This window comes from Pseudomonas anguilliseptica, from assembly GCF_900105355.1.
GTDB lineage: Bacteria > Pseudomonadota > Gammaproteobacteria > Pseudomonadales > Pseudomonadaceae > Aquipseudomonas > Aquipseudomonas anguilliseptica.
Genome location: NZ_FNSC01000001.1, coordinates 3,930,985 through 3,949,184, shown reverse-complemented (window position 1 = coordinate 3,949,184; position 18,200 = coordinate 3,930,985). Strand labels below are relative to the sequence as shown.

The following is an 18,200-nucleotide window of genomic DNA, read 5'->3' as shown; positions in this document are numbered from 1 at the left end:
CCCAACATAAAAAAGCCCGCAGACGCGGGCTTTTTTATGTTGGATGGGCGGGGTCTACTTCTTCACCTCGAAATCACGCCCCCATAGACGAATCGACTGCACACCCTCGACCGGCCCCTCGAAGACGAATTTCTGGCGCACACCGGTCAACGCTGGAATGGTTACATCATCCGGATTGACTAGGCCCGGCAATGGCGCACTGGAATAACCCTCCTGGTCGATGGCCAACAGCGCGCCGGTCATGCGCAGGTTGATCAGGCGCAGCGGTTTGTCGGTGGTGTTCTTGAACCCCAGCAAAGCATTCAGATTGCCACCTTCGGCGGTATAGACCTTGAGCAGCTGCACGCTGACCTGGCCATCGAGCTGATCCAGGCTGGAGACAACAATCGAGCCGTCGGCGCCCTGGGCTTCAACCCGCCCTTCGGTAACGCCGTCAGACACCCCACCTAGCAGGTTCTTGCCGGCGGTAATCGCCGTAGACACGGCCGCCTTGGCGGAATCCTTGATGCTGCTCGAATGCGTTGCCGCTTCCTCGGCGAAAGCAGCTGGCGTGCCCAATGCGAAAGCCAAGGTGATAGCCAGCGGTGAAATCCTATTCATGATCCTACTCCTGCAATGACGGCGGATGAAATGAGCGACAGATTGATCGTAGGCCGTCGGAAAAGCGAGTCGCAGAACAAGGAACTGCCGGCTGGATAACGATTTTCCTGCGCGCCCCGTCAAAGGCAAGATTTCTTTCGGATGACTCGGTGCTAACTGCTAGTGCCTGCATCATCCCCAGTCCGGTAACTCACTCGATAGTGCTACTGCTGCTTACTCCGCCCCTGCACCAGCCCCATACGCGAACGGATGCGTGACAGCGCCACATTGGTGATGCCCAGGTAGCTGGCCACATGCTGCAACGCAATACGCGGCGCCAGGGCGGCGCGCTGCTGCAGAAACAAGCGGTAGCGTTCGCCCGCATCCAGCAACAGCAGCTCGGCTTCCCGCTGAGCACTGCGCTCCAACACGGCACGAATACCGTCGCTAAGAATCTCCTGAACCACCGGCAACTCAGCCTGCCAACGGCGCAGCACTTCATAGCGCAACTCCAGCAGCACAGTCGGCTCCAGGGTCACGATGCCCACCGCACTGATAACGGCATAGGGCGGCGTTCCCCAACCGACCCAGTTGCCCTCGGCATGAAAGGCCGCAGTACGCTCCAGCCCCTGCTCGGACAAATGCACCACACGCAGCAGACCGCTGACAACGAACCAGCAACGGTCACTGAGTTGCCCCGGCCGTAGCACTGTCTGATTTGCCGCGTAGCTCTGGCGCGGCAGGTTCTGCCAGAGATCGGTGAGTTGCGGGTATTGCTCAAGCATGCCGAGCAACTGCGGCGCGCAGGCCAGGCAGTCATAAAGAGAATCTGAGGACATCGATAAACCGAGGTTAATGCGCAGCCAGTGGCGCAAGCATGAAGCTAGCACCACCTCGTTCTGGATGACACCCCGCATGTACAGCCTAAAACAACCCATGACCTCAAATACCGACAAAAAAACCTTATACAGCGGCCTGAACAGGGCCCATCTCGGCGCTCTGTTACTGGTCGCCATTTGGGCAACGCTGGGGCTTTACAAGGGCTGGAGCAGTTTCGTTCTGCTGGGTGGCGGACTGCTTTTGGCGCTGCTCTGGTTTGGCCTGTGGGAATGGCGCTGGCCACACCGCACGGATTGGCAAGCCCGCCCCGTCGACCGCAAGCGCGACGGACTATTTATGCTCGCGCTGTTTGCCACCGACGCCCTGGCCGACACATTGATACGTAGCTTGGTGATGCTGTTTAACGCCGAGGCACAGGGTCCTGCCACGGAGCTGTCACTTTGGCTGGCAGTGCCCGCAGCAGCGCTGCTGGGGGAGTTTGGCGACTACTGGCTGCACCGTTACAAGCATCGCGGTGGCTGGCTGTGGCGCGTGCATTTCGTGCACCACCGCCCCAGCGCTCTGAACGTCAGCAACAACTTCACCACGCACCCGCTGGACCTGCTTCTGCGCAAGTCGGTGCATATGCTGCCGCTCTGGTTATTGGGCTTCGATCCCATGGCCATCGCACTGGCGGCGCTGTTCTCGCAGACCCAGTCGTTCGCCACTCACGCCAACAGCCGCGGCACCCTGGGCTGGTTGAACTTTCTCATTGGTAGTGCCGAACTGCACCGCTGGCATCACAGCGTAAATATTGCCGAAGCGCAGAATTTCGGCACCGCACTACCGCTCTGGGACCAGCTGTTCGGCACCTTCCGCTGGAGCGCTGGCGAGCCTGCCGCACTGGGTGTAAAAACCAGTTCCGAGCACCCAGACGAGCACGATATTCGTGGCCTCCTCAGCTACCCGTTCGGGCGTTCGCGGCCGGGAGAAGTGCACCCTAAACAGAGCAAATAGGTACACAGTGATAGAAGGACGAGGAACAAGGACGCTTAGCCGCCCCCCAACGCATCAACTCAGGCGCGAAGTCGATTTGCGCACGATTTTGATCGAATGTTTGAGCGTCGGTTTGCGTGTGACGCTGATGGCTTTGCGCGTGACCGTATCGATGGTGATATTCCAGAAACCGCTGCTGGGTACGGTGATCTTGGCCGGGAAGGTATCGAATGCGCCACCGTGGTAAGTGTGTCGGCCGCCATTCTTGAAGCTGCGGAAGTTGGCATCGCTCATCAGGCGAATGTTGCAGGTTTGCGAGCACTCGATCACGACCACGTCGTCTTCGTTGAGGTGGTCGCGCTGGTGTATAAATTTCATCTACCGCTCCGCACAGCTGGGTCAGACCAATCAGGTCGCTAGTATGAGTGCCTTAGGCAGCTTGAGCAAAGACTAAGCGGTTTCGCCTCACTCCGACGCCTGCCCGCCGTCACACATACCACCGCAAGCGGGCCGGTGGTAGCATGCGCGCCCCATGCATATTCACGACTTTCAACAACGCCTTACCGAGCTCGGTGCCAAGCCCATGCACATCGGGCGGATTACCCGTGCCTGGCTGCGCGGCATGCCCCTGGATACCGGTACGCGAAACCAGAAGACCGAAAACTTCCTGCCGCTGGCGGTACGCAATGCCCTGCCCGAGATAAGCAGCGCACTCGATGGACTGGCGCGCCTCAGCTCTGAACACCCGGCGACGGACGGTTCGGCGCGCTTGCTGGTGGAGCTGGCCGACAAACAGATGGTGGAAAGCGTGCTACTGCCGCGCGATGGCCTGTGTGTCTCCAGCCAGGTCGGTTGCGCAGTGGGTTGCGTGTTCTGCATGACCGGCAAGAGCGGCCTGCTGCGCCAGCTGAGCACCGCCGAGATCGTCGCCCAGGTGGCGCTCGCCCGACGCTTTCGCCCCGTGAAGAAAGTGGTGTTTATGGGCATGGGCGAACCGGCGCATAACCTCGATAACGTACTCGAAGCGATCAACCTGCTCGGCACCGAAGGTGGTATCGGCCAACGCAACCTGGTGTTCTCCACCGTTGGTGACCCGCGGGTGTTCGAGCGCTTACCGCAGCAGCAGATCAAACCTGCCCTGGCGCTGTCGCTGCATACCACCGATGCCGAGTTGCGCCAGGCGTTGCTGCCGCGTGCACCGCGTATTGATCCTGAAGAGCTGGTCGAGCTGGGAGAAACCTACGCGCGGCAAATCGATTACCCGATTCAGTACCAGTGGACGCTGCTCAAGGGCATCAACGACAGCCAGGAAGAAATGGACGGCATCCTGCGTTTGCTCAAGGGCAAGTACGCGATCATGAATCTGATCCCCTACAACAGCCTGGAGGCCGACGAATTCCAGCGCCCTGATGGCGACCGCATCGTGCAGATCGTGCGCTACCTGCACAGCCGCGGCGTACTGACCAAGGTGCGCAATTCGGCGGGTCAGGACATCGATGGCGGTTGCGGACAACTGCGCGCGCGGGCGACCGAGGTGCTCGATCGACGCAAAAGCCGTGCATAAGTGATGACTGCACTGCTGCGTCGCGACTAAAGCCGCTCCCACGCCAAGTAAGCAGCATAAAAAATGCCCGCAGATCGCGGGCATTTTGGTTTGGCCATCTACTTAGTAGTAGGCGTTTTCCTTGATGCTGTGGTCGGTCACGTCACGCACGCCTTTGAGCTCGGGAATGCGCTCAAGCAGGGTTTTTTCGATGCCTTCTTTGAGCGTCAGGTCGACCTGACCGCAGCCCTGACAGCCGCCGCCGAACTTCAGCACGGCAATGCCATCGTCAACCACGTCGATCAGGCTGACTTCACCGCCATGGCTGGCCAGACCGGGATTGATCTCGGTCTGCAGGTAGTAGCTGATGCGCTCGTTGATCGGGCTGTCTTCGTTGACCATCGGCACTTTGGCGTTCGGCGCCTTGATGGTCAGCTGGCCGCCCATGCGGTCGGTGGCGTAGTCGACCACGGCGTCCTCGAGAAACGGCTCGCTGACGGCGTCGATCCAGGCGGTGAAGCTGGCCAGGCCCAGCGCAGTATCTTCAGCCTTCTGCTCACCCGGTTTGCAGTAGGCAATGCAGGTTTCAGCGTACTGGGTGCCCGGCTGAGTGATAAACACGCGAATGCCGATGCCCGGGGTGTTCTGCTTGCTCAGCAGGTCAGCCAGATAATCGTGGGCAGCGTCGGTAATGGTAATGGTGCTCATGGCAACTCCTCGCAAACATGGGCGCAGTGTACGCCACTCGCCAGCGCCGGCAAAGTCCTAGTGTTTTAGTAGGAATAGAACTTATTCACCCACGCCAGCCCTCGCCGGCTATGCACAGAGAAACTGTGCAATCGCATCGGCTGCCGCCTGCATGTGCTGCTGATGATTGAGGCCCGAGCTTTTCAGCGGCTTTAGGTCATGGTCGCCGGCGGTCAGCCAGTGCAGCGTGATCGCCTCAGAAAGCGCGTAGCGCGCCACCGCCTGACGATCGCCCAGGGCATCGCGTTCGCCCTGGATGATCAGCGTCAGTGTGCGTAGCTCGGCCAAGTGCGCGACACGCGGCTTTTCCGGCTTACCGACGGCGTAGAAGGGATAACCCAGGCACACCAGCGCATCGGCGCCCAACTCGTCGGCCAGCAGGCTGGCCATGCGTCCGCCCATGGACTTGCCGCCGATGGCCAACGGCCCTGCGACCTGTTGGCGCACCTGCGCATAGACCTCACGCCATTGCTCAAGCAGTCTGGCCTGGGGATTGGGGGGGCGCTTCTTGCCATCCAGACGCCGCGCGGCCATGTAGGCGAACTCGAAGCGCAGTACGGCAATCCCACGCGCAGCAAGGCTTTGCGCCATGTTTTGCATGAATTCGCTGTCCATCGGCGCACCAGCACCGTGGGCCAGAATCAGGGTGGCATGCGTCTCGCCAAGCGGGCGATCCCACAGCCACGTGCCATCACCCTGCCCCTGCCCCTGCCCGTATTGATCCCCGTCAATACCCGCAACCTGCCCTTTGCTCATGCTTGCCTCGCTTAAAGAATCCGTTGGACTGCGACGCAGATCGTACAGGCGCGCAGCCATGGATTTTCGATGATTGACCTATAACCGTGGATGGAAGCCCCCTGAAATGAACATAACCGGGAACACAGCAACCAGTTCCGCCTACAACTACAAGGTGGTTCGCCAATTCGCCATCATGACGGTGGTATGGGGCATTGTCGGGATGGGACTCGGCGTATTTATCGCCGCGCAACTGGCCTGGCCCGAACTCAACTTCAACCTGCCGTGGACCAGCTTCGGCCGTCTGCGTCCGCTACACACCAACGCGGTGATCTTCGCGTTCGGTGGTTGCGCGCTATTCGCCACCAGCTATTACGCGGTGCAACGCACCTCGCAGACCACACTGTTCGCCCCCAAACTGGCGGCCTTCACCTTCTGGGGCTGGCAACTGGTGATTCTCCTGGCGGCCATCAGCCTGCCACTGGGCTGGACCAGCTCCAAGGAATACGCCGAGCTGGAGTGGCCGATCGACATTCTGATCACCATTGTCTGGGTCAGCTACGCCATCGTGTTCTTCGGCACAGTGATGAAGCGTAACGTCAGCCATATCTATGTGGGCAACTGGTTCTTCGGTGGTTTTATCCTCACCGTGGCGCTGCTGCACCTGGTCAACAACCTGGAAGTGCCAGTCACCCTGACCAAATCCTACTCGGCCTACGCCGGGGCGACAGACGCGATGATCCAGTGGTGGTACGGTCACAACGCCGTGGGCTTCTTCCTCACTGCGGGCTTCCTGGGGATGATGTATTACTTCGTGCCCAAGCAGGCCGGGCGGCCGGTGTATTCCTACCGCTTGTCCATCGTGCACTTCTGGGCGCTGATCGCCGTGTATATCTGGGCCGGCCCGCACCACCTGCACTACACCGCGCTGCCAGATTGGGCGCAGAGCCTGGGCATGGTGATGTCGCTGATCCTCCTGGCACCGAGCTGGGGCGGCATGATCAACGGCATGATGACCCTCTCGGGGGCCTGGCATAAGTTGCGTACCGACCCGATCCTGCGCTTCTTGGTCGTCTCCCTGGCGTTCTACGGCATGTCGACCTTCGAAGGCCCGATGATGGCGATCAAGACCGTCAATGCCCTGTCCCACTACACCGACTGGACCATCGGCCACGTGCACGCAGGCGCACTCGGCTGGGTGGCCATGGTGTCCATCGGCTCGCTGTATCACATGCTGCCGAAAGTCTTCGGCCGCGACGAAATGCACAGCACCAGCCTGATCAACGTGCACTTCTGGTTCGCCACCATCGGCACCGTGCTCTATATCGCCTCGATGTGGGTCAACGGTATCGCCCAGGGCCTGATGTGGCGTGCAGTCAACGAAGACGGCACCCTCACCTACTCCTTCGTCGAAGCACTGGAAGCCAGCCACCCGGGCTTTGTGGTGCGGGTAATCGGCGGCGCGATCTTCTTCGCCGGCATGCTGGTGATGGCCTGGAACGTCTGGCAGACCGTGCGTCATACCAAAGCCGCCGAGATGGACGCCGCCGCGCAGTTTTCGCTTGAGGGAGCCCACTGATGAGACACGAAATACTCGAGAAGAATATCGGCCTGATGGCGCTGATGATGGTGCTGGCCGTGAGTATCGGCGGCCTGACGCAGATCGTCCCGCTGTTCTTCCAGGACGTTACCAATGAGCCGGTGGCCGGTCTCAAGCCCTACACCGCGCTGCAACTGGAAGGCCGCGACATCTATATCCGCGAGGGCTGTGTCGGCTGTCATTCGCAGATGATTCGCCCGTTCCGCGCCGAAACCGAGCGCTATGGCCACTACTCGGTAGCCGGTGAAAGCGTTTATGACCACCCCTTCCTCTGGGGCTCCAAACGCACCGGGCCGGACCTGGCTCGGGTAGGCGGCCGCTACTCGGATGAATGGCACCGCGCGCACCTGTACAACCCGCGCAACGTGGTGCCGGAGTCGAAAATGCCCGCTTACCCATGGCTAGTGGAAAGCACCCTGGATGGCCAAGACACCCCGGCCAAGATGAAGGCCCTGAGCCTGCTAGGCGTGCCCTACAGCGATGAGGACATTGCCGGCGCCACCGCAGCTGTAAAAGGCAAGAGCGAGATGGACGCCATGGTTGCCTACCTGCAAGTGCTCGGCATTGCCGTAAAGAACAAGAGGTAGAGCCATGTCATTCGACTTTATTGATATAGGCACCCTGCGCGGCATCGGCACGGCACTGGTTCTGCTGTCGTTTGTCTGCGTCACCCTGTGGGCTTACAGCGGCAAGCGCCGCCCGGCGTTCGATGAGGCCGCCTTACTGCCCTTTGCCGATGAACCCAAGCTGGCTGCACCAAGGAGCAAGACCCCATGAGCACGTTCTGGAGCTGGTATATCACCCTGCTGACCGTCGGCACCCTGCTTGCGCTATTCTGGCTGATATTCGCCACCCGCAAGAGTGAGGTTCACAAGAATCCCACCGAGCAGACCATGGGCCATGCCTTCGACGGCATCGAGGAGTATGACAACCCGCTGCCCAAGTGGTGGTTCATGCTGTTTCTCGGCACATTGATCTTCTCGATTGGCTACCTGGTGCTGTACCCCGGCCTGGGCAATTGGAAAGGTGTATTGCCGGGCTATGAAGACGGCTGGACCCAGGTCAAGCAATGGCAGCGCGAAGTCGACAAGGCTGACGAGCTATATGGGCCAATCTTCGCCAAATACGCGGCCATGCCCCTGGAAGAAGTTGCTAAAGACGAGCAAGCACTGAAAATGGGCGGCCGTATGTTTGCCACCTATTGCTCGGTCTGCCACGGTTCAGACGCCAAGGGTGCGGTGGGCTTCCCCAACCTGACCGACAGCCACTGGCGCTGGGGCGGCGAGCCTAATGTAATCAAGACCAGCATCCTCAATGGTCGCATTGGTGCCATGCCGGCCTGGGTCGCCGTGATTGGCGAAGAAGGCGTGCAGCAGGTCGCCGCTTATGTACGCAAGGATCTGGCCGGTTTGCCACTGCCAGCCGACAAGAACTTCGACCTGGAAAAAGGCGCCGCCATCTATGCCGCCAACTGCCTGGCCTGCCACGGTGCAGAAGGCAAAGGCATGGCCATGCTCGGCGCGCCCGACCTGACCAGCCCGGCTGGCTGGCTGGATCTACGGCAGCAGCCTGGTGCAGTTGCAGCAGACCATCCGCCACGGCCAGATGCCGGCGCAAGAACAGTATCTGGGCAACGACAAGGTGCATCTGCTGGCCGCTTATGTACTGAGCCTGAGCCAGAAACAACAGAACACCGCCGCACAGTAATCACTAGAACCGCAGCATCCGGCTGGCGACCCCAGGTCGTCAGCCACTCAAGCAAACCTCTCCCGCGCCCGGACAGCCGCCCGAACCATGCGACCCAAGGTCGCACCCTTCCGACCAAGTGCATGCGCGATGTTTGACTTGAGCTAATCTTGTCGACAGTCGCCACCTGTCATAACTCCAAGGCGATTCCCATCTTTGCGCTACGCCTGTCTAAGGCGTTTTATGCTCGCGGCAATGCCCTGCATAAGCGGCCATGCATGCTTGCCAACAGCCCTGAAAGCCTTATCGCGCCGGCTTGTGTCGTTGCAATGGCTACCCGCTTTCTCCATACTTGCCGCCGATTTTTGCCCCTAAAAAATCCATTAACCGTGGAACCCATAATGAGCACAGCAATCAGTCAGACTGCTTATAACTACAAGGTGGTTCGCCAGTTCGCCGTAATGACGGTGATTTGGGGAGTCATTGGCATGGCTCTAGGTGTTTTCATCGCCGCGCAACTCGTGTGGCCTGAACTCAACCTGGGCATGGAATGGACGAGCTTCGGCCGTCTGCGTCCGCTACACACCAACGCGGTAATCTTCGCCTTCGGCGGTTGCGCGCTGTTCGCCACGTCTTATTACGTGGTCCAGCGGACCTGCCAGACGCGCCTGGTTTCCGATGGTCTGGCTGCTTTCACCTTCTGGGGCTGGCAAGCAGTGATCGTTGCTGCGGTGATCACCCTGCCAATGGGTTTCACCGGTTCCAAGGAATACGCTGAGCTGGAGTGGCCAATCGATATCCTTCTGGGCATCGTCTGGATCACTTACGCCGTGGTGTTCTTCGGCACCATCGTCAAGCGTAAAACCAAGCACATCTATGTGGGCAACTGGTTCTACGGTGCCTTCATCCTGGTTACTGCGATGCTGCACATCGTCAACAGTGCTGCCGTTCCGGTCAGCCTGTTCAAGTCCTACTCGGCTTACGCCGGTGCGACTGACGCGATGATTCAGTGGTGGTACGGCCACAACGCCGTAGGCTTCTTCCTGACCACCGGTTTCCTGGGGATGATGTACTACTTCGTACCCAAGCAGGCTGAGCGTCCGATCTACTCCTATCGTCTGTCCATCGTGCACTTCTGGGCACTGATCACCCTGTACATCTGGGCCGGTCCGCACCACCTGCACTACACCGCACTGCCGGATTGGGCACAGTCCCTGGGTATGGCGATGTCGATCATTCTCCTGGCACCCAGCTGGGGCGGTATGATCAACGGCATGATGAGCCTGTCGGGCGCCTGGCATAAGCTGCGTACCGACCCAATCCTGCGTTTCCTGGTGGTATCGCTGGCGTTCTACGGCATGTCGACCTTCGAAGGCCCGATGATGGCAATCAAGACCGTCAACGCCCTGTCCCACTACACCGACTGGACCATCGGCCACGTACACGCCGGCGCTCTCGGCTGGGTTGCGATGATTTCCATCGGCGCCCTGTATCACCTGCTGCCGAAAGTCTTTGGTCGTCCGCAGATGCACAGCGTTGGCCTGATCAACGCGCACTTCTGGCTGGCCACCATCGGCACCGTGCTGTACATCGCCTCGATGTGGGTCAACGGCATCACCCAGGGTCTGATGTGGCGCGCAGTCAACGAAGACGGCACGCTCACCTACTCCTTCGTTGAAGCGCTGGAAGCCAGCCACCCCGGTTACGTGGTGCGCATGATCGGCGGCGCCTTCTTCGTCGCTGGCATGCTGCTGATGGCTTACAACACCTACCGCACCGTGCGTGCCGCCAAGGCTTCTGAATACGAAGCGGCTGCACAGATTCCTGCCGGAGTAGCGCACTGATGAAACACGAAATCATTGAGAAGAATATCGGCCTGATGGCGCTGCTGATGGTTCTGGCCGTCAGCATCGGCGGTCTGACTCAAATCGTTCCGCTGTTTTTCCAGGACGTTACCAATGAGCCGGTGGAAGGCCTCAAGCCTTACACCGCGCTGCAACTGGAAGGCCGCGATGTGTACATCGCCAACGGCTGCGTCGGCTGCCACTCGCAGATGATTCGTCCGTTCCGTGCTGAAACCGAACGTTACGGCCACTACTCGGTAGCCGGTGAAAGCGTCTGGGACCACCCGTTCCTGTGGGGTTCCAAGCGTACCGGCCCGGACCTGGCCCGTGTTGGCGGCCGCTACTCGGATGAATGGCAGCGTGCGCACCTGTACAACCCGCGCAACGTGGTGCCTGAGTCGAAGATGCCGGCGTATCCATGGCTGGTCGAGCACAAGCTCGACGGCAAGGACACCGCCAAGAAGATGGAAATCATGCGTGGCTTTGGCATTCCCTACACCGATGAAGACATCGCAGGGGCCCAGGACGCAGTAAAAGGCAAGACCGAAATGGACGCCATCGTTGCGTACCTGCAGGTTCTCGGCACTTCCATCAAGAACAAACGGTAACGCACATGGATATCGGGATGATTCGCGGCATAGGCACAGCAGTGGTATTCGTCGCCTTTATTGGCGTGGTGCTCTGGGCCTACAGCAGCAAGCGTAAATCCAGTTTCGACGAGGCCGCTAACCTGCCCTTCGCCGACGATCCCAAACCCACTGAGCGTGACGAGCAATCTTCCAGGAGCAATAACCAATGACCACGTTCTGGAGTTGGTACGTAACCATTCTGTCTCTGGGCACCATCTTTGCCCTGACCTGGCTGATCTTCGGCACCCGCAAGGGCCAGCGCGAAGAAACCACCGAAGAAACCGTCGGCCATTCCTTCGACGGTATCGAAGAGTTCGACAACCCGCTGCCCAAGTGGTGGTTCATGCTGTTTGTCGGCACCATCATCTTTGCCCTTGGCTATCTGGCGCTCTACCCGGGCCTGGGTAACTGGAAAGGTTTGCTGCCAGGCTACGACTACCTCGACACCGAAGCCAAAACGCCCTTCGCCACCAATATCGAAATTGCTGGTGGTGTAGAGCGCAACGCAGGCTGGACCGGCGTACACCAGTGGGAAAAGGAAATGGCCAAGGCTGAAGGCCAATATGGCCCGATCTTCGCCAAATATGCCGCCATGCCGATCGAACAAGTGGCCCAGGACGAGCAAGCGTTGAAAATGGGCGGCCGCCTGTTTGCCTCCAACTGCTCGGTCTGCCACGGCTCCGACGCCAAGGGTGCCTATGGCTTCCCCAACCTGACCGACAACGACTGGCTGTACGGCGGCGAGCCGGAAACCATCAAGACCACCATCATGGCTGGTCGTCAGGGCATGATGCCTGCGCAGCTCGATGCACTGGGCGAGGAAGGTATCCGCAACGTGGCTGGCTACATCCGTAGCCTCTCCGGCTTGAAAAACCCGGAAGGTATCGCGGTTGACCTTGCCGCAGGTCAAGACATCTTCGCGACGACTTGTGCAGTCTGTCATGGCGCTGAAGGTAAGGGCCAACAGGCCATGGGCGCACCCAACCTGACCGACAAAACCTGGCTCTACGGCTCCAGTTTCGCTCAGGTACAACAAACTCTGCGCTATGGCCGTAACGGCAAGATGCCAGCCCAGGCTGACTTCCTGGGCAACGATAAGGTGCATCTGCTGGCGGCTTACGTGTACAGCCTGTCGCAAGGTAAAACCGAGAAGTAATTCTCCGGCTCTGGCAGGCGCGACCGCTGGTCGCACCTGCCGAGCAATCGTCAGGCGTACCATAGCGCAAGAGTCCGTATGACCCCGGCCGGCACGCATCGACCAGGGCAGCCAATCAACCGCCGTGGTACGAACTGATGAGTGCACAGATTCCAGTTAAAGACGTCACCCCTGCCCCGGCCAAGGTCGAAGTTGTCGACCTGTACGCCAACCGCGAAAAAATCTACACCCGCTCCTTCACCGGCATCTTCCGCAACCTGCGCATGCTCGGTGGCGCAGCCCTCTTCCTGTTGTACTTCGGCACCGTATGGTTGACCTGGAATGGCCGTCAGGCCGTCTGGTGGAACCTGCCGGAGCGCAAGTTCTATATTTTCGGCTCCACCTACTGGCCGCAGGACTTCGTCCTGCTCTCGGCGCTGTTGATCATCGCCGCCTTCGGCCTGTTCTTTATCACTGTGTTCGCCGGCCGCGTGTGGTGCGGCTACACCTGTCCGCAAAGCGTGTTCACCTGGGTCTTCATGTGGGCGGAAAAGGTCACCGAAGGTGATCGCAACCAGCGCATGAAGCTCGACAAGGCACCGATGACCACGCAGAAATTTCTGCGCAAGCTGGCCAAGCACGGCATCTGGGTCGGCGTATCGCTGGTCACCGCGATTACCTTCGTCGGCTACTTCACACCGATTCGCGAACTGATCCCGGAACTTTTCACCCTTGAGGCCAGTGGCTGGGCACTGTTCTGGGTCGGCTTCTTTACCCTGGCCACCTATGGCAACGCCGGCTACCTGCGCGAACAGGTGTGCATCTATATGTGCCCCTACGCACGCTTCCAGAGCGTGATGTTCGACCAGGACACCCTGATCGTTTCCTATGACCCGCGTCGTGGCGAATCCCGTGGCCCGCGCAAGAAGGACGCCGACTACAAGGCCCAGGGCCTGGGTGACTGCATCGACTGCAAGATGTGCGTACACGTCTGCCCTACCGGCATCGATATCCGCGACGGTTTGCAGATCGAATGCATCGGCTGCGCCGCCTGTATCGACGCCTGCGACAGCATCATGGAGAAAATGAACTACCCGAAAGGGCTGATCAGCTACACCACCGAACACAATCTGTCCGGGCAAAAAACCCATCTGGTGCGCCCGCGCCTGATCGGTTATGCAGTGGCGCTGACCGCCATGTTCTGCGTCTTCGCCTGGGCCATTGCCGACCGTTCGCTGGTGGAACTGGATGTGCTCAAGGACCGCGTGCTCTACCGCGAAAACGAAGAAGGCCGGATCGAGAATGTCTACACCCTGAAGATCATGAACAAGGCCCAGCACGACGTGACCTACCTGATCGAAGCCGATGGCCTCGACGGTCTGGTGTACGAAGGCAAGCGCGAGATCAAGGCAATCGCTGGCGAGGTGCTGTCGCTGCCAGTCGAGTTGTCCATCGAGCCGGAAAAATTACCTTCGAGCACCAATGAAATCACCTTCCGCCTGCACTCGGCGGATGACCCAAGCATCAAAACCGACGCCGCCAGCCGCTTTATCGGCCCGAGCGTGCGCTGATTAGAGAAGCCCATGTCTGAACCCATAACTGAAAAGAACCCCGATATCGTCAAGCCTTGGTACAAGCAATTCTGGCCCTGGTTCCTGATTGGCCTGCTGGCCTATTCAGTGGTCCAGGGGCTGACCCTGCTGACCATCGCCACGAAGAACCCACCGGGGCTGATTTCCGATGACTATTACGATGTCGGCAAAGGCATCAACCAGTCGCTGGAGCGGGAAAACCACGCCATTCGCCTCAAGCTGCACGCCAGCCTGCTGCTCAACGATGACAACGGCACCGCCACCCTGCAGCTGAGCGGCAATAGCCGTCCGCAGCAACTGGTGCTCAACCTGATCTCGCCAACCCAACCCGAGCGCGACCGCCGGGTGATTCTGCAGCCGCAGGCCGATGGCAGTTACAGCGGACAGATGGTTGATGCCGTGCAAGGCCGCCGCTTTGTCGAGCTGATCGGCCAGGAAGGCGGCAAGGACTGGCGCCTGTTCGAAGAAGAAAATGTGCAGAGCGGACAGACGATCAACCTCGGGGATGCCCAATAAGCACACCGATGGCCAGTCCGACTCCCTGCTATCACTGTGGCCTGCCGGTTCCTGCCGGCAGCCGTTTTCAGACCCAGGTACTGGGTGCAACCCGCGAGATGTGCTGCCCGGGCTGTCAGGCAGTGGCCGAAGCCATTGTCAGCGGCGGCCTGGAGCACTACTACAAGCACCGCAGCGAAAGCGCCGCCAACCCGCAAAGCTTGCCCCAGGCGCTGCCTGACGAGCTGGCGCTGTATGACCGCAGCGATGTACAGCAGCCCTTTGTCGAACATGACGGCGAACTCAGCGAGACCTGTCTGCTGATCGAGGGCATCAGCTGCGCGGCCTGTGGCTGGTTGATCGAGAAACACCTGCGTAGCCTTCCAGGCGTCAGCGAGGCGCACCTCAACCTGTCCAACCACCGCCTGCAAGTGCGCTGGGCCGACAGCCAACTGCCGCTCAGCAGCCTGCTCAAGGCGCTGCGCAAGATCGGCTACGCCGCTCACCCCTGGCAGGCCGATGCCGCCGCCGAACAGCTGCACCGCGAGAACCGCCGCGCCATGCGCGAGCTCGGTGTAGCCGGCATGCTGTGGATGCAGGTGATGATGGCGACCATGGCCACCTGGCCGGAATTCAACATCGACCTCAGCCCCGAGCTGGACAAGATCCTGCGCTGGGTCAGCCTGTTTCTCACCACGCCGATTGTCTTCTATTGCTGCGGCCAGTTCTTCCGTGGCGCGCTGCGCGACCTGCGCACCCGCCACCTGACCATGGATGTATCGGTGTCCCTGGCGATTGGCGGCGCCTACATCGCCGGTATCTGGTCAACCGTCACCGGCCAGGGCGAGCTGTATTTCGATGCGGTGGGCATGTTCGCCCTGTTTCTGCTGGCAGGCCGCTATCTGGAGCGCCGCGCTCGCGAACGCACGGCTGCCGCCACCGCACAGCTGGTCAATCTGCTACCGGCCTCCTGTCTACGCCTGGACGCAGCAGGCCAGAGCCAGCGCATTCTGCTCAATGAACTGCAGGTCGGCGATCAAGTGCTGGTGCCGCCCGGCGCCCTGCTGCCCGCCGATGGTTGCATCATCCAGGGCCAGTCGAGCGTGGATGAATCGCTGCTGACCGGCGAATACCTGCCGCAACCGCGTAACACAGGTGACAGCGTCACGGCGGGCACCCTCAACGTCGAAGGCCCGCTGCAGATTGAAGTCCAGGCCCTCGGTGATGCCACGCGCCTATCGGCCATCGTCCGCCTGCTGGAGCGCGCGCAGAGCGACAAACCGCGCCTGGCGGTACTGGCCGATCAGGTTGCGCAGTGGTTCCTGCTGATTGTCCTGATAGTGGCCGCTGTCGTCGGCCTGGTCTGGTGGCAACTCGACCCCTCGCGGGCGTTCTGGATTGTCCTGGCCCTGCTGGTCGCCACCTGCCCGTGCGCGCTGGCGCTGGCCACCCCCACGGCACTGACCGCCGCCACCGGCTCACTGCACAAACTGGGCATGCTGCTGACCCGTGGCCACGTACTGGAAGGTCTGAACCAGATCGACACCCTGGTGCTGGACAAGACCGGCACCCTCACTGAAGGTCGCCTGACCCTTAGCGCCATCCACCCCCTGCGCGAGCTCGATGCCGACGCCTGTCTGGCCCTGGCCGCGGCGTTGGAAAACCGCTCAGAACACCCGATTGCCCGCGCCTTCGGTCAGGCGCCAGAAGCTGCAGATGCAGTTGAAAGCCATCCGGGCCAGGGCCTGCAGGGGCGTGTTGGCAACCGGCTGCTGCGCATCGGTGAGGCTGGCTTTGTCTGCGCGCTGAGTGCGCAGACAAAGCCAGCGATTAGCGGTGAACACGGCCAATGGCTGCTGCTGGGCGATGAGCAAGGGCCGCTGGCCTGGTTTGTATTGAATGACCGCCTGCGCGAAGACGCGCCGCAACTGATCGACATGGCCAAGGCCAAAGGCTGGCAGATCATGCTGCTGTCCGGCGACAGCTCGCCCATGGTCAATGAAGTGGCGCGCCAGTTGGGCATCAATGATGCCCGTGGCGGCCTGACTCCGGATGCCAAGCTGGACGTACTGAAACAGCTGCACAGCGAGGGCCGCCGGGTGCTGATGCTCGGCGATGGGGTCAACGATGTGCCTGTATTGGCCGCCGCCGATATCAGCGTGGCCATGGGCAGTGCCACCGACCTGGCAAAAACCAGCGCCGATGCCGTGCTGCTGTCCAACCGCCTGAGCAGCCTGGTGCAGGCACTACACATGGCGCAACGAACCCGGCGCATCATCATCGAGAATCTCACCTGGGCCAGCCTGTACAATGGCCTGGTGCTGCCCTTCGCCGCTATCGGCTGGATTACCCCGATCTGGGCGGCGCTTGGTATGTCGGTCAGTTCGCTGCTGGTGGTGGTTAACGCTCTGCGCCTGACTCGCACTTAAGGTGGATCACGCTTCACCGATCCGCTACCGCGCCGTAGGGGGGGCAGTAACAACCGACATCCACGGATCAAACAGTCCACTAATACGCTCGGCGAGGTTCTATGCGAAACAACATGACTGGCAAGGTTGCCGGGCGGGTGCGCTTACTGGCCGTAGCGCTGTTCAGCCTGCAGCTGTTTATGGCATACCACGTTGCTACCGCGCTGATCCGCCAGCAGACCACGCTCAGCAGTCTGTTTACTGACAGCCTGCCGGACACCCTGATCATGCTTTTCCTAAATGCTCTGCTTGCCTTCGTCGCGCTGACCGGTCGCAGCCCGGACAGACTCTTCCCAGTTGCCAGCCTTGATCTGCGGCAACTCTTGCGCCGGAGCCACTAAGCCATGCCCGCCCTCTATATTCTGATCCCGGTTGCTATTGCTTTGGTGGCCTTTGCCATCTGGCTGTTCTTCTGGGCGGTGGACAGCGGTCAGTACGATGACCTCGACGGCCCGGCGCACAGCATCCTGTTCGACGACGAAGACCCCAAGCACACTGCAGCCGTAAGCCAGGTGCAACAACTCGACGAGCCTCAGGCCGATCAGGCCCCACAGGACAAGCCCGGTGCTTGAGCTACTGCCGCTACTGATCTCGGCACTGATCCTCGGCCTGCTCGGCGGCGGGCACTGTCTGGGCATGTGCGGCGGCCTGATGGGCGCGCTGACCCTGGCCATTCCGCCCGAGCGGCGCGCCCAGCGCTTTCAGCTGCTGCTGGCCTATAACCTGGGGCGCATTCTCAGCTACAGCCTGGCAGGCCTACTGCTCGGCCTGGCCGGCTGGGTAGTGGCCAATAGCCCGCTGGTCATGGGCTTACGGGTGGTTGCGGCGCTGCTGCTGATCGCCATGGGCCTGTACCTGGCTGGTTGGTGGAGTGGACTGACCCGTATCGAAGCTCTCGGCCGTGGTCTCTGGCGGCATATCCAGCCACTGACCCGGCGCTTTATGCCGGTCACCAGCCTGCCGCACGCCTTGATGCTCGGCGGCCTATGGGGCTGGCTGCCCTGCGGCCTGGTCTACAGCACCCTGCTATGGGCCGCGAGCCAAGGTAGTGCAGTCGACAGCGCTGCTCTGATGTTGGCCTTTGGTCTCGGCACCCTGCCGGTGCTGCTGGCCACCGGCATGGCCGCCGAACGCCTGACCGCATTGCTGCGCAAACAGGGCGTGCGCACGGCCGGCGGTATTCTGGTGATCCTCTTCGGCCTATGGACAATGCCCGGCCCGCACCAGCACTGGCTGATGGGTCACTAGCAGGCCGCTTGATACAGGTCAAAACACCCCAGACGCAGCGCTCATAGACTGCCCGGTATTGAAAGCCAAACCGGGAATACCCGC

At 60.7% G+C, this 18,200-nt stretch carries 20 protein-coding genes and 1 pseudogene; 16 read left to right on the top strand and 5 right to left on the bottom strand.

What is annotated here, in order from left to right:
- Positions 1–54: 54 nt before the first annotated feature.
- Both BLW24_RS19400 and BLW24_RS19395 read right to left on the bottom strand, forming a co-directional pair.
- Positions 55–600, bottom strand: a complete 546-nt coding sequence (locus BLW24_RS19400; RefSeq protein WP_090386049.1) for a hypothetical protein — start codon at positions 598–600, stop codon at positions 55–57.
- Positions 601–803: 203 nt separating this feature from the next.
- A complete protein-coding gene (locus BLW24_RS19395) occupies positions 804–1,418 on the bottom strand; it encodes a Crp/Fnr family transcriptional regulator (protein WP_167360413.1) in 615 nt (204 codons plus the stop codon).
- A 97-nt stretch (positions 1,419–1,515) separates the two neighbouring features.
- On the opposite strand from BLW24_RS19395, the gene BLW24_RS19390 reads away from it, so the two are divergent.
- On the top strand, positions 1,516–2,415 hold the full coding sequence (locus tag BLW24_RS19390; protein WP_167360412.1) for a sterol desaturase family protein: 900 nt from the start codon (positions 1,516–1,518) through the stop codon (positions 2,413–2,415).
- A gap of 54 nt (positions 2,416–2,469) precedes the next feature.
- Here BLW24_RS19390 and BLW24_RS19385 read toward each other — a convergent pair whose 3' ends face one another.
- Positions 2,470–2,772: a DUF1883 domain-containing protein gene (locus BLW24_RS19385; RefSeq protein WP_090386043.1), complete on the bottom strand. Its 303-nt coding sequence runs from the start codon at positions 2,770–2,772 to the stop codon at positions 2,470–2,472.
- A 154-nt stretch (positions 2,773–2,926) separates the two neighbouring features.
- Between BLW24_RS19385 and BLW24_RS19380 the strand changes: the two genes are divergently transcribed.
- Positions 2,927–3,958 (top strand): RNA methyltransferase, encoded by a 1,032-nt coding sequence (locus BLW24_RS19380; RefSeq protein WP_090386041.1) that lies wholly within the window; start codon positions 2,927–2,929, stop codon positions 3,956–3,958.
- 102 nt (positions 3,959–4,060) lie between these two features.
- Here the strand turns inward: BLW24_RS19380 and nfuA are convergent, their stop codons facing one another.
- The gene (nfuA, locus tag BLW24_RS19375; RefSeq protein WP_090386038.1) at positions 4,061–4,645 is read right to left on the bottom strand and encodes a Fe-S biogenesis protein NfuA; all 585 of its coding nucleotides are present in this window, start codon (positions 4,643–4,645) and stop codon (positions 4,061–4,063) included.
- A gap of 108 nt (positions 4,646–4,753) precedes the next feature.
- Positions 4,754–5,440, bottom strand: coding sequence for an alpha/beta family hydrolase (locus BLW24_RS19370; protein ID WP_090386035.1), 687 nt, complete (start codon positions 5,438–5,440; stop codon positions 4,754–4,756).
- A gap of 106 nt (positions 5,441–5,546) precedes the next feature.
- On the opposite strand from BLW24_RS19370, the gene ccoN (BLW24_RS19365) reads away from it, so the two are divergent.
- From ccoN (BLW24_RS19365) to BLW24_RS19300, 14 genes and pseudogenes are all read left to right on the top strand, one after another.
- Positions 5,547–6,998: a cytochrome-c oxidase, cbb3-type subunit I gene (ccoN, locus tag BLW24_RS19365; RefSeq protein WP_090386033.1), complete on the top strand. Its 1,452-nt coding sequence runs from the start codon at positions 5,547–5,549 to the stop codon at positions 6,996–6,998.
- A complete protein-coding gene (ccoO, locus tag BLW24_RS19360) occupies positions 6,998–7,606 on the top strand; it encodes a cytochrome-c oxidase, cbb3-type subunit II (protein WP_090386030.1) in 609 nt (202 codons plus the stop codon). Before ccoN (BLW24_RS19365) ends, ccoO (BLW24_RS19360) begins: the two co-directional genes overlap by 1 nt.
- Positions 7,607–7,610: 4 nt before the next feature.
- The gene (locus tag BLW24_RS19355) at positions 7,611–7,796 is read left to right on the top strand and encodes a cbb3-type cytochrome oxidase subunit 3 (RefSeq protein WP_090386026.1); all 186 of its coding nucleotides are present in this window, start codon (positions 7,611–7,613) and stop codon (positions 7,794–7,796) included.
- A pseudogene (gene ccoP, locus BLW24_RS19350) lies at positions 7,793–8,726 on the top strand (cytochrome-c oxidase, cbb3-type subunit III). Before BLW24_RS19355 ends, ccoP (BLW24_RS19350) begins: the two are co-directional and overlap by 4 nt.
- Positions 8,727–9,106: 380 nt before the next feature.
- Positions 9,107–10,549: a cytochrome-c oxidase, cbb3-type subunit I gene (ccoN, locus tag BLW24_RS19345; RefSeq protein ID WP_090386021.1), complete on the top strand. Its 1,443-nt coding sequence runs from the start codon at positions 9,107–9,109 to the stop codon at positions 10,547–10,549.
- On the top strand, positions 10,549–11,157 hold the full coding sequence (ccoO, locus tag BLW24_RS19340) for a cytochrome-c oxidase, cbb3-type subunit II (RefSeq protein WP_090386018.1): 609 nt from the start codon (positions 10,549–10,551) through the stop codon (positions 11,155–11,157). Before ccoN (BLW24_RS19345) ends, ccoO (BLW24_RS19340) begins: the two co-directional genes overlap by 1 nt.
- A 5-nt stretch (positions 11,158–11,162) precedes the next feature.
- On the top strand, positions 11,163–11,348 hold the full coding sequence (locus tag BLW24_RS19335) for a cbb3-type cytochrome oxidase subunit 3 (RefSeq protein WP_090386015.1): 186 nt from the start codon (positions 11,163–11,165) through the stop codon (positions 11,346–11,348).
- Positions 11,345–12,334 carry a cytochrome-c oxidase, cbb3-type subunit III gene (gene ccoP, locus BLW24_RS19330; RefSeq protein WP_090386012.1) on the top strand — a complete coding sequence of 330 codons (990 nt, stop codon included), beginning with the start codon at positions 11,345–11,347 and terminating at the stop codon, positions 12,332–12,334. Before BLW24_RS19335 ends, ccoP (BLW24_RS19330) begins: the two co-directional genes overlap by 4 nt.
- Positions 12,335–12,471: 137 nt before the next feature.
- Complete coding sequence (gene ccoG / locus BLW24_RS19325; protein ID WP_090386009.1) at positions 12,472–13,884, top strand: cytochrome c oxidase accessory protein CcoG; 1,413 nt, start codon at positions 12,472–12,474, stop codon at positions 13,882–13,884.
- A gap of 12 nt (positions 13,885–13,896) precedes the next feature.
- On the top strand, positions 13,897–14,421 hold the full coding sequence (locus BLW24_RS19320; protein ID WP_244161212.1) for a FixH family protein: 525 nt from the start codon (positions 13,897–13,899) through the stop codon (positions 14,419–14,421).
- An 8-nt stretch (positions 14,422–14,429) separates the two neighbouring features.
- Positions 14,430–16,829: a heavy metal translocating P-type ATPase gene (locus BLW24_RS19315; RefSeq protein WP_090386006.1), complete on the top strand. Its 2,400-nt coding sequence runs from the start codon at positions 14,430–14,432 to the stop codon at positions 16,827–16,829.
- A 101-nt stretch (positions 16,830–16,930) separates the two neighbouring features.
- Positions 16,931–17,209, top strand: a complete 279-nt coding sequence (locus tag BLW24_RS19310) for a hypothetical protein (RefSeq protein WP_139272713.1) — start codon at positions 16,931–16,933, stop codon at positions 17,207–17,209.
- A 3-nt stretch (positions 17,210–17,212) separates the two neighbouring features.
- Complete coding sequence (gene ccoS / locus BLW24_RS19305) at positions 17,213–17,440, top strand: cbb3-type cytochrome oxidase assembly protein CcoS (RefSeq protein WP_090386000.1); 228 nt, start codon at positions 17,213–17,215, stop codon at positions 17,438–17,440.
- Complete coding sequence (locus BLW24_RS19300) at positions 17,433–18,116, top strand: sulfite exporter TauE/SafE family protein (protein ID WP_090385995.1); 684 nt, start codon at positions 17,433–17,435, stop codon at positions 18,114–18,116. Before ccoS ends, BLW24_RS19300 begins: the two co-directional genes overlap by 8 nt.
- The last annotated feature ends 84 nt before the right edge of the window (positions 18,117–18,200 follow it).